Annotated in this window: 8 protein-coding genes; 6 read left to right on the forward strand and 2 right to left on the reverse strand. The window is 57.9% G+C overall.

Annotated elements, in window-relative coordinates:
- Window positions 1–110 precede the first annotated feature (110 nt).
- Together AC5S16_RS17195 and AC5S16_RS17200 are read right to left on the reverse strand one after the other, a co-directional pair.
- Window positions 111–1,691, reverse strand: coding sequence for a flavin monoamine oxidase family protein (locus AC5S16_RS17195; protein WP_493931333.1), 1,581 nt, complete (start codon window positions 1,689–1,691; stop codon window positions 111–113).
- 349 nt (window positions 1,692–2,040) lie between these two features.
- Entirely contained in the window at window positions 2,041–4,233 is a 2,193-nt protein-coding gene (locus AC5S16_RS17200) for a glycoside hydrolase family 3 C-terminal domain-containing protein (RefSeq protein ID WP_493931334.1), read from the reverse strand.
- 335 nt (window positions 4,234–4,568) lie between these two features.
- Here AC5S16_RS17200 and AC5S16_RS17205 point away from each other — a divergent pair, with 335 nt between their 5' ends.
- From AC5S16_RS17205 to AC5S16_RS17230, 6 genes are all read left to right on the forward strand, one after another.
- A complete protein-coding gene (locus tag AC5S16_RS17205) occupies window positions 4,569–8,087 on the forward strand; it encodes an alpha-mannosidase (RefSeq protein WP_493931335.1) in 3,519 nt (1,172 codons plus the stop codon).
- Window positions 8,088–8,597: 510 nt separating this feature from the next.
- Window positions 8,598–9,068: a response regulator transcription factor gene (locus AC5S16_RS17210; protein ID WP_493931336.1), complete on the forward strand. Its 471-nt coding sequence runs from the start codon at window positions 8,598–8,600 to the stop codon at window positions 9,066–9,068.
- A 119-nt stretch (window positions 9,069–9,187) separates the two neighbouring features.
- A complete protein-coding gene (locus AC5S16_RS17215; protein ID WP_493931337.1) occupies window positions 9,188–9,706 on the forward strand; it encodes a DUF4199 domain-containing protein in 519 nt (172 codons plus the stop codon).
- Window positions 9,707–9,798: 92 nt separating this feature from the next.
- Window positions 9,799–10,164, forward strand: coding sequence for a VOC family protein (locus tag AC5S16_RS17220; RefSeq protein ID WP_493931338.1), 366 nt, complete (start codon window positions 9,799–9,801; stop codon window positions 10,162–10,164).
- 676 nt (window positions 10,165–10,840) lie between these two features.
- Window positions 10,841–11,299 carry a hypothetical protein gene (locus AC5S16_RS17225; protein WP_493931339.1) on the forward strand — a complete coding sequence of 153 codons (459 nt, stop codon included), beginning with the start codon at window positions 10,841–10,843 and terminating at the stop codon, window positions 11,297–11,299.
- 27 nt (window positions 11,300–11,326) lie between these two features.
- Entirely contained in the window at window positions 11,327–12,175 is an 849-nt protein-coding gene (locus AC5S16_RS17230) for an SDR family oxidoreductase (RefSeq protein WP_493931340.1), read from the forward strand.
- Window positions 12,176–12,197 lie beyond the last annotated feature (22 nt).

The following is a 12,197-nucleotide window of genomic DNA, read 5'->3' on the forward strand; positions in this document are numbered from 1 at the left end:
GGTGCGGCGTGACTGTCAAAACAAAACGAACAACCCCAGGTTAGCTGCGCGAACCCATTCGACTTCGCTCAGGGCAGGCTCTGGGGCACCCGTGGTGGTGGCTACCGATGCTATGTGGACTGGATGCGGTCGCCTATGAGTTTTAAGGCGCGGTGCGCTGAGAGTGCTGCTCCTTCCTGCCAGCCTATGATGTGGCTGCAGTGATCGCCGGCGAAGAAGAAGGGGCCGTCAGGCTCGATGAACTGCTTGTACGGGCCGTCGTAGTAGACGGTGGTTTTGCCTTCGACGTAGCTGGGGGCGCGGCCTACCCAGGAGCCCATGTTATGCGGGATCTTGCCCCAGTTCACGTACACGGGCTTGGTCAGATACTTGCCGTATCCGGGATGAAGCTTTTCGATGGCGGCGCGGGAGCAATCGAACTTGGCCTGCATGTTCGGGAGCTTGCAGAGATCGGTGATGTGCTCAACCCCATAGCCTGAGACTACGACGCCTGTTTCATTGAAGAGCTTTCCGCTGGGATACCAGATGACTCGCACGGGCCCACTGAAGACCCAGGAGATGCCTCCATAGATTTCGAAATCGGTTTCCCAGAAACGTTTGGATTCCCAGGCGATCTTGTAGGCGTCGTCGTAACTGACTTCGTCGATGGCCTGCTTGATGCGCGGGGAGAAATCATTGGGGATGTTTTTCAGGACAGAGATGGGGAGCGCGCAGATGGCGTAGTCGGCCTCGATGCTTTTTTCAGCGCCGTTCTGCGCATAGACGATGCGGACACCTTTCGCGGTCCGGCGGATTTCTTTTACTGAGGACTTGTACTCGACGACATTGCCGAGCTTTTTTGCGAAGGCATAGGGAATGCGATCCATGCCGCCGACGGGCTGCATCATCGTTGCCTGCATGTCGAGGGTCTCTTCGAAGAGAATGCCTTGCCAGAAGCCGGCGTCGAGCAATGCATGCATGTCGAGCGGCGGTTTCGGTTCTTCGGCTACATCACCGGCGCCGGGCAGGCATTTGTCGCCTGCACGCGAGGATCCTTTGTAGGTGAAGTCGGGCTTGAGGTCGCCATAGAGGCGCAGAAAGGCAAGCATGCGCTCGCGGTCATCGGCGGTCAGCTCCTGATCGAGCGCGTTCTGATGGATGCACTTTGCCAGGAGCTCGGAGACATGGCCGCGGGTGTCGTTAATGGCTTCGCGCTGTTCGATGGCCTTGCCGCCGAAGACGCTATCGTTGACGAGAAGCGCGCTGCGCGAGGTGTTGACTTCGACTTCGAGGGGAACGCCCAGCTCTTTGCAGTAGCCGAGCATGGTTTTGTGGATCGAAGGGAGGCGGGCAGGGCCAGCGTTGAAATAGCTGTCCGATTGCCAGTCTGCGGTTTGCTTTGTGCCGTCGGTGAATTCAATGGTAGTGCCGCTGCGGATGGTCCAGTTGCGGCCTCCGGGGCGCTCGCGTGTTTCGAGCACGGTACATCGATAGCCAAGCTTGCCCATCTCATAGGCGGAGACCAGGCCGGCGATGCCTCCGCCGAGAATGACGACACTCGCGCCTTTGCCGGCGTTGGGCGCGGTGTTCCAGGTGACGGCTTCAGCGTGCGGCATGGGCATGAGCCCGAGCGACTGCATGGTGGTGAAGGCGGCGCTGTATCCGCCGGCCAGTCCCACTCGGGTTAAGAAGTCGCGCCTTGTGATTCCCATTTGTTGCCTCCCTCAAAAATCAATTGCCGCGCACAATGCGTTGTCCGTAAACACTTCGGCCAGGAATAACGGAATGATTTTCCGACAGATCGACAGATATGGATGACGCCTTTCACAGTGGCGTCATTCATGTTTTTATGCGGATGGCCTGACACCAATCATAGGTCAGCCGGTTTGTCTTTTTGCCGAAAAATCCGGTCAGGAGGCTTGTATAAACAGCATTTATAGTTCAGACAAATGGAAGATATGGAGACAAAATCTACGCCAAGTCTCCAAGGTTCACGAGGGAATTTTTTTCACCACAGAGAGCACAGAGGACACGGAGGTTTCGCAGAGGAAATCTCGATTTTCATTCGATCTGCGCAGTGGTGGTTAGTTTGATGTCGGCTGATGAGCTGCCGATCAGGATACCCAGGGGCTCGGCTTCTACTTTGAAGGATTGCTGCTTCTCATCCCAATAAGCAAGGTCAGAGGCTTTGAGGGGAATCTCGACGGTCTTTGTTTCATTGGGCTGTATGGTCACGCGCTTGAAGCCCTTCAGCTGCTCGCGCGGGCGCTCGACTTTGGAACGCGGCTGCTTGACGTAGAGCTGGACGACTTCGTCGCCGGAGCGGGTGCCGGTGTTGGTGACGTCGACGCTGACAGTGATGGTCCCGTCCTTTGCCATGCGGGTGGAACTGGTTTTGATGTTGGAGTAGCGGAAGGTGGTGTAGCTCAATCCATAGCCGAAGGGATAGAGCGGATCGCCTTTGAAGTACATATAGGTGCGGCCATGGCGGATGTCATAGTCCATCATGGGCGGCAGCTGGTCGACGGATTTAGGCCAGGTGACGACGAGGCGGCCTGCGGGGTTGTAGTCGCCGAAGAGGACTTTAGTGAGAGCGGTTCCTTCATCCTGCGAGGAGTGAGCCATGTGCAGGATGGCGGGGACATGGGCCTGCGACCAGTTGATGGCGAAGGGGAAGCTCGATACCAGCATGACGATGGTCTTCGGATTGGCGGCATAAGCCTGCTTCACCAGCTGCTCCTGGGCGAGGTCGATGCTTTCGCGGTCGCGACCTTCGCGTCCATCGCTGGGCGAGGCGCAGGGCAGCGTTCCGCCACCGTCGTAGGGAGTGTCGTGCCAGTCGTGCGCCATGTCCGGGCCGCAGGTGGGGTCGTTGCCGATCATGACCACGGCTACGTCGGATGATTTAGCCGCGTTGTAGACAGCGTTGCCGATTTCGTTTTCTGCATAGGTGACTTTGACTCCGGGGCCGGCTTCATCCCTGATGCCCTGAAGCGGCGTGATGGCGTAGGGCGGCGTGCCTCCGTACCAGTCCCAGTGAACTGCGTTGGCGAGCGGGCCGATAACGGCGATGGATTTGATTGCGTCCTTCTTGAGCGGCAGAAGAGAATCGGAATTCTTGAGTAGCACTACAGATTCGAGCGCCATCTGCTGCGAGACGGATTTGTCTTTTTCGGTGTTCCAGGGCTCGGGCGAGTCTTTGATCTTCGAGTAGGGAACCATCTCCGGCGGATCGAGCAGTCCGAGGCGGATGGAGACGCGGAACTTCGGGCGGAGCAGGCTGTCGATCTCAGCCTCGGTGATGGATCCGTCTTTCAGAGCTGCTTTGGTTTCGTCTTTGTAGACGTCGAGGAACTGGTTGATACCGGCCTTGAGACAGGCGACGACGGCTTCTTTCTGGTTGGCGAAGCGCTTGTGCGCGGTGACGAGGAGCCTGACGGCTCCGCCGTCGCTCGAAAGAACGTCGACGCCCCACTTGTCGCGGACGATGCTCTTGAGGATCGGATTGATGGCCATGGGCGTGCCGTTCCAGGCGTTATAGGAGGCCATGACGGCTTTGGCTCCGCCGTCGAGGAAGCCCATGCGGAAGGGAACGGAGTAGTACTCCCAGAAGAGTCGCTGATCGAAGTTGGAGGATGAACTGGTGCGGTAGTCCTCATTGCTGTTGGCGAGGAAGTGCTTGAGCAATGCCGCGGCCTGCCAGTAGTTCGGATCATCGCCCTGCAGGCCCTTGATGAAGGCGGTGACCATGGTTCCGTTGAAGAATGGGTCTTCTCCGTAGACTTCTTCACTGCGGCCCCAGCGCGGATCGCGAGCGAGGTCAGACTGCGGCCCCCAGAGCATGAGAACCTGGCGGTCGTATTTCGGGGTCTGCGTGATGAAGCGGGCTTCGTAGCCTTCGACGCCGCCTGCCTTGCGGACGAGGTCGGGGTCCCATGATTCGCCCATGCCGGGAGGCTGGGGAAACTGCGTAGTGGTGATGGCTGTCCGGTTGAGGAAACCTCCGCCGCGCTGGACAACTCCGTGAATGCCTTCAGAGGCGCCGAAGTTTTTCACGCCGAGACGGGGCACGGCGGTAATGGTGCCGAGGCAGTTGATTTTTTCGTCGATGGTCATCAGCGAGAGAAGATTGTCGATGCGCTTCTCCATCGGCAGAGAAGGATCGTTGAAGGGGTAGGAAGTTTGCTGCGCTGTTGCCGGGAGAAGAGAGAGAACGAGAAGGCTGAGTGAGCAGAGGAGTCGCATCTTGATCATGGGCGCCCGCGCCGGGTTGTATTTTGATGGCGCACCAAGGCTACCACTTCTACGTCGATGTCATCACTGGCATTTTTACCGCCCTTCGGCTTCGCTCAGGGCAGGCCCGGACGCTGAGTATTCGCAGAGGGAATTTTCACCACAGAGAGCACAGAGGACACGGAGGTTACGCAGAGGGGATTTTCGCTGGCGACTGAAGAGCTTGACAAGAGGCTTTCTGTCAGTAATCCTGTGTGGCGGCGGATGGTATCGATTCCACTCCTCTGTATGCGCTCCCTTGGCTCGAAACCGAAAATCAGATAGTCAAAAACTTGATGGACTCCCGGAGATTTGTCATGCCTCGTTTTTCAAAACGCCTTCTTGCTGCCGCGGTCGCGCAGGCTATTGCATTAAGCGCCTCGGCGCAGACGATGAAGGCGCCTGATATTACCAAGCAGCCTACGCTTTACGTTGTCCCTTATGCGCACCTTGATACGCAGTGGCGCTGGAACTTCCAGCAGTCGATCAGTGAGTACCTGCTGAAGACAATGCGGGTGAATTTCGATTACATCCAGAAGTATCCGCATTATGTCTTCAACTGGACGGGCTCGAACCGCTACCGCCTGATGAAGGAGTATTTTCCCAACGATTACGCCAAGATGAAGCAGTACATCGCGGCGGGCAACTGGTATCCGGCCGGCTCGTCGGTGGAAGAGGGCGATGTAAACCTGCCGAGCGCCGAATCGATCTTTCGCCAGGTGCTGTACGGCAACACCTATTTCCGGCAGGAGTTCGGCAAGGCGAGCGCGGAGTACATGCTGCCGGACTGCTTCGGTTTTCCAGCATCGCTGCCGACCATTCTGGCGCATGCGGGCGTGAAGGGTTTTTCGACGCAGAAGCTCAATGCGGCATGGCAGCCTGCTCCGCAGGTGGGCGGTCCTGACTCACCGGAGCAGACTCCGGAAGGCATTCCTTTCAATGTAGGCGTGTGGGAAGGGCCTGATGGCGAGACGGTGATGGCGGCGCTCAACCCCGGCAGCTACAACGGCCAGATTCATTCGGACTTGAGCAAGACTCCGCCGCCGGGCACTCCTACGACCGGGCCGCGGCAGCAGCACGAGCCGGATTGGACGAAGCGCATCGAGCTGGATGGCAAGGTGACGGGCGTGTACGCCGATTATCATTACATCGGCACAGGCGATATTGGCGGCGCGACTGATGAGAATTCGGTCAAGCTGCTGGAAGCCATGGTGACGAAGGGCGAGGCCGAGCTTCCGGGCTCGACATCTCCGGTCCGCATGGGTGACGGACCTGTGAACGTTGTCTCGACGGCGGCGGACCAGATGTTCCTCGACATCAAGCCGGACATGACGGCGAAGATGCCTCGCTACAAGGGCGATCTTGAGCTCATCAATCACTCGGCGGGTTCGCTGACATCGCAGGCATATCACAAGCGCTGGAACCGCGAGAACGAGCTGCTGGCCGATGCGGCGGAGAAGGCGTCGGTGGCTGCGGCGTGGATGGGCGGACGCACTTATCCGCAGCAGCGGCTGAATGATGCCTGGTACCTGGTGATGGGCGGGCAGTTCCACGACACCGGCGCAGGAACGGCAACGCCGCGGTCGTATGAGTTTGCTCAGAATGATGATGTGATTGCGCTCAACCAGTTTGCCGGCGTGCTGACCAGCGCGACCCAGTCGATTGCCTCCGGCTTGAATACTCAAGTAAACGGAGTTCCAGTGGTGGTTTACAACCCGCTGAACATTGAGCGCGAGGACATTGTCGAAGCGTCGGTTCCGTTCGCAGGCGCTAAAGCGGTCCGCGTTGTGGGGCCGGATGGCAATGCTGTTCCGGCACAGGTGGAGAACGGCAAGGTGCTGTTTGTGGCCAAGACTCCTTCGGTGGGATATGCGGTTTACGATGTGCAGCGCGGCAATTCATCGGCGCGATCGTCGGAGTTGAAGGTCAGCGAGTCGTCGCTTGAGAATGCGCGGTACAAGGTTGAGCTGAACAAAGACGGCGATGTGAGCAGCATCTTCGACAAGAAGGTCAACAAGGAGCTGCTGTCAGCGCCGATGCGGCTGGCCATTTCGGAGGATTCTCCGCAGATGTGGCCGGCATGGAATATGGACTTTGACCAGGAGCAGGCTGCTCCGCGGTCGTATGTGAGCGGGCCGGCGAAGGTGCGGGTGGTCGAGAACGGGCCGGTGCGCGTTGCGGTCGAGGTGGAGCGCGAGACGGAAGGCTCGAAGTTTGTGCAGAGGGTCAGCCTGTCGGCGGGCGATGCGGGCAACCGCGTGGAGTTCGGCGAGTCGATTGACTGGAAATCGCTGTCGGCGAACCTGAAGGCGGTGTTTCCGCTCTCGGCGACGAACAAGATGGCGACCTACAACTGGGAGGTGGGGACCATCCAGCGGCCCAATGCGTATGACCGCCAGTTCGAAGTGGCCTCTCACCACTGGATCGACCTGACGGATCAGAGCGGTTCCTATGGGGCGACGGTTCTTACCGGAGTGAAGAACGGATCGGACAAGCGCGATGACCAGACGATCCGGTTGACGCTGCTGCGCTCGCCGGGCTACCGGAAGGACAACCCGCAGCCAGCGCCGGGCATGCCCCCGGGCCCCCCGCGCCGCGCATACTCTGACCAGCTCAACCAGGACTGGGGACACCATGAGATCATCTTCGGTCTGGCTGGACATTCCGGTGACTGGCGCGATGGCCAGACGGACTGGCAAGCCTATCGGTTGAGCTCGCCTCTGGTGGCCTTCGAGACGGAGAAGCATGCGGGTTCGCTGGGCAAGAACTTTTCGCTGGTAACGATCAACAATCCGCGTGTCCGGGTGCTGGCGCTCAAGAAGGCGGAGCTGAGCGACGATGTCATCCTGCGCATGGTGGAGCTGGACGGCAAACCGGCGGATAATGTCCAGGTGAAGTTCGCCGGACCGATCACAGAAGCGCGCGAGGTGAACGGGCAGGAGCTTCCAACCGGCCCGGCGAATGTTGCCGGCGGAGCGCTTGAAACATCGTTCAAAGGCAACCAGCCGCGCACCTTTGCCCTGAAGCTGGGAGCTGCTCCGGTACGTCTTGATCCGGTGAAGTCGCAGCCGGTGACGCTGCACTACGATCTGGCGGCGGCGAGCGAGGATGACACCAAGTCGACCGGCGGCTTCAATGCGAAGGGCGATGCTCTGCCAGCGGAAATGCTGCCACAGGACCTGAAGTTCAGCGGAGTTGATTTCCAGCTGGCTCCGGGTGGCGCATCGAAGTCCGATGCTGTTGTAGCCCGAGGCCAGAAGATTCCTCTCCCCGAGGGGGATTACAACCGGGTCTACGTTCTGGCTGCTTCTGAGGACGGAGACCAGAAGGCGACCTTCACTGCCGGCGGCAAGCCGGTGACTTTCACCGTCGAGGACTGGGGCGGATTCATCGGCCAGTGGGACACGCGACTCTGGAAGCCGGAGCCGGACACCACGACGGTGCGGACGTCGCCCGGTCCAAACGGCCAGGAGAAGACAGTGCCGCTGCGCAAGGACTGGGCGGTTTCAGCCAACCATGCGACCTGGGACCTGAGCAACCGGGGATCGGCGAACTGGGCTCCGCGCTATCCGGAGGACTATGTCGGACTTCGCCCCGGATTTATCAAGACGGCGGACCTGGCGTGGTACGCCTCCCACCACCACACTCCGGAGGGGCTGAACGAGCCGTATGAGTACAGCTACCTCTTTGCCTACGAGATTCCGCTGCCGCCCCATGCGACCTCGCTGACGCTCCCGTCGAATGACAAGGTGCGGATCCTGGCGGTCTCGGTGGCCAAGGAAGAGCCGGCAGTGAAGCCTGCTCAGCCGTTGTACGACACGCTCGAGACCAAATAGCTGATTTTATCTGTTTTCAATGACTTAGGAGGGGGTACCCCCCTCCCCCTATGTAGCACTTGGTTTTGTTTGTTTTCAATGAGATAGCGGAGGGTTACCCCTCCTATCTTATTGATTCTTCTATTGCTTGCGCACTACTCCAGTGTTTTCATATATTTAGCGGGGGGTCTGTTTTAGGTATTACCTTGTCAGGGCACTCAGAAAAACGTTCTTTGGTTCGTTGTTCCTGGCTTCCTTTGGTTGTGTCGTCTTGATCCGCATCCCGTCGGCCTTTGGCCGACCTCCCACGAGCCCTTTGATCTGCCCAAGGTAAGCTCTTTCTGCTCGTGGGGGTCCTTCGACGCCCCCATCCCAGCCTGCGAACAGCGCGCAGTCCGGGGACCCCGGTCCGCGTTGCTCCGCTCAGAATGACATCTTGGCGGGCTTGACAGTAATTTCAAAGCACAGGTCGCAGGGCGCAGCGCTCAAGCATTAGCTTTTGGATATACTTCCGGATAACACCCTGTCTATATGAGGCGCCACGTCCTCGTCTTCGGTTTTGTCGGCGGTCTTTTGATCGCCATCCTCCAATACACCGAATACCGCTTCGTTGTCATCGAGCATTCCGTCGAGCTCTACGGCGCGCTTGTCGCCATTCTTTTTTCGGCCTTCGGTATCTGGCTTGGCCTCCGCATCACGCGCAGGCGCGAAACTGTACGTGAAACGGTCGTGGTGAGGGAAGTGCTTGTCCCTGCGGAAGCCTCCACCCCCGAACCCTTCGCTCCCAACACAGCTCACCAGCAAACCATCGGCATCACGGCACGCGAGCTCGAAGTCCTCACTCTGATCGCGCGCGGCTTCAGCAATCGAGAGATCGCGACGCAGCTTTTCGTTTCCGAAAATACTGTCAAGACACACTGTGCCCGCGCCTTCGACAAGCTTGGAGCCGTTCGACGCACCCAGGCCGTCCAGCGCGGCAAGGAACTGGGCCTCCTGCCGTAATCGCATCACCCGAAAACATGATTTCTGCTCTATTCCTGCAAAATCACCCGAATGGGTGACGACATCCGGACCGGTACACTGCATGGTGACTCCATCCTCACAGGCATCAGGAAACTCACATGAAGAAAGTTGTCCTCACTTTTGGCCTTATATCCGGCCTTATGATTTCCGTCCTTATGGGCGGCTCGCTTTTCTTCGCCGACAAGATCGGCTCCGGCCACAGCATGGTACTCGGCTACACCATCATGGTGGCGTCGTTTCTGCTGGTCTACTTCGGCATCCGCAGCTACCGCGACAACACCCTCGCCGGCCAAATCTCCTTCGGACGCGCTTTCGTCTGCGGCATCCTCATTACCCTCATCACCACCGTCTGCTACGTAGCCATGTGGGAGATCGTCTATTTCAACTTCATGCCCCACTTCATGGACAGCTACTTCGCCGCGCAGATCCATAAAATCCAGTCCTCCGGACTTGATCCTGCCACTACCGCCGCGCGGGTTTCTGCCATACAACGCTCCCAGCAGCTGTACCAGAATCCCCTGGTCAACATGGCCTACACCTTCATGGAGCCCCTGCCCGTCGGCCTTATCCTTACTCTCATCTCGGCAGCCGTCCTCCGCCGCAAGGCTCCCGTCTAGCCCATCGCTGCTGCCGCAGTCATGACGACATAAAATCAAAAGGCCGGGCCATAAGCCCGACCTTCCAACAAACGTTCCTCACAGGAGACTCTATGCCTTCAATCACAGGTTTTGGCGGTATCTTTTTGCGAACGAATGATCCGAAAGCTCTTTATCAATGGTACGAGCGGCATCTTGGCCTGGTGAATTCCGGAGGATCGTATGCGTTTCCTGCGCCGACGCAACATGCCCAGGTCGTCTTCGCCCTTTTCAAACAAGACAATGCATATTTTCCGCCGGCACAGAAAGCGATGATCAACCTTCAGGTAGATGACCTCGATGGAGTACTGGCCCGGTTGCTGGCTGAAGGCGTTACGGTCGATCCGAAGCGCGAAAGCTATGACTTCGGCAAGTTTGGCTGGATCACCGACCCAGAGGGAAATCGTGTGGAGCTTTGGCAGCCTGTTTCAGCTGACTGAGGCCGTGCCGTCCCCCAGGTGCCGTCCCGATAAATCAGATTATGGTCCTTCTCAGGAATGAAAGCTGCCGGTGGATGCTCGCTCCCAGCCTGCGGACACCGCGCAGTCCAGGAATTCCGGTCATGGTTGCTCTATAAAGAAACCCCATCGCACGGATCCGTTCGTGCGATGGGGCTGAAGAGAGAGCCCGGGTGACGACTCCCGGAAAATGAAAAAGCGCCCCATCTCCAGAGGGCGCTTTTCTTTTTTCTCTTCTTAATTTCAGGATAGCATTTTGAGCGGTAATAATATGCCAAGTTTCTTTGGCTTGTATCTGCTTATTTTTCTGATGGTTGGGGGAGATTGTTACTTTTGGTGGGCTTGACAAGATTTCCCAGGGTGTCGAAGGTTGCGCTGCGCGCGACTGGGGCGCAGCTTGCGCTGCGGGTCCTTCGACTGCGACGCGCTCAGGCGCGTCTCCGCTCAGGATGACAATTTGTAAGGAATTGCTGCTGATGCAGGTTCCGAGTGGAATTTCTTATTGTTGTGTTTATACTTTCGGTTTCCGGTGTACTTCGTGGGATAACGGGCCTCGGGGAATTGCATCGTACTAAATAGTAGAAAATGAATGCCCAATGCCGGGTTGCGCTCACGCGCAGGCCGGGGAATCTGCGTTTTGGGTTGCAGGAGAAATGGAATGAAGATGGGCCGCCGGCTGCGTGCGTGGCTTTCGATTGCGGTGTTTCTGGGCTTGATGGGTACGTATGCATGCCCTTCCCTCGATGCGCAGCGTTTGAGCGACAAGGATGTGGAAGCTTTAATGAGAAACCTGCACGAGGATGCGAAGTCCTTCCGCTCGGGTTTTGACGATGAGCTCAAGAAGAGCACGATCCGCAAGACAAGCGAGGAAAAGGACGCGCGAAAGCTGGCTGAGGACTTTGAGAAGAAGACCGACGAGATGCTGAATGAGTTCCGTAAGTCGAAGAAGGGCGATGTGGCGATCGAAGCCACAATGAACAGCGCTCAGGAGATTGACCGGATCCTGATAAACATGCAGGTGACCGGGCGTCTGGCCACGCAGTGGGAGAAGGTACGGGTCGAGCTGGGCAAGGTATCGAGCGCGTTTGGAATTAATGCGCACCTTGGCCATTCGTGAGATTGAGTCGAAGGCTGAGCCTTCCATATGACAATTCTTGCTGTTGGCGCCTCCGGTAAATTCGCTGGCCTTGTCATCCCTGCATTGATCGAGCGCGGGGCGCGGGTGCGTGGCCTGATCCATAAGCCAGAGCAGAATGAACTCGCGCGGAGAAATGGCGCTTCAGAAGTTGTCACCGGAAATCTGAATGACCGGTCGAGCCTCGATCGTGCCCTCCATGGCGTCGAGGCTGTTTTTTACATCGCTCCGGCGTTCCTTCCAGACGAAGCCAATGTGGGAAAAGGCATGGTGGAAGCGGCGGTGCAGGCCGGCGTGCGCCGATTCGTATTCTCGTCGGTGATTCACCCTGTGCTCACGAGTCTCGTCAATCACGCGGCCAAGATTGCGGTGGAAGAAGCAGTGCTCAACTCCGGCCTGGAGTACACCTTTCTTCACCCCGCGCTTTATTTTCAGAACTACGCTCGATCCTGGTCCGAGATTGTGAAGACCGGCGTGCTGGCCGAGCCGTGGTCAGCTGATACTCGTTTTTCGCGAGTCGATTATCGGGATGTTGCAGAGGTCGCTGCTCTGGCTCTTACAGATGACAAGTTGCTCTACGGGACGTTTGAGCTTTGTTCACCTGGAATCTTGAACCGCTGGGATGTGGCCGCACTGATCGGGAAGGTGACTGGCCGTGAGATTCAAGTCGAAAGACGCGATCCGAATGCGCCTGGCAAAATTCCTGTTCCCATGAAAACGATGTTCGAGCACTACGAACATCACGGCCTGCTCGGCAATCCGCTGACGCTGCGCGCCATTCTTGGCCGGGAACCGCGCTCGCTTCAGGCCTACTTTGAAGAACTCAACACAGAGACTCGCAAATCAGACATGAACTGATCCAATGACTCATTGTGTTCTG

Source organism: Acidobacterium sp. FHG110202_01, from assembly GCF_059115305.1.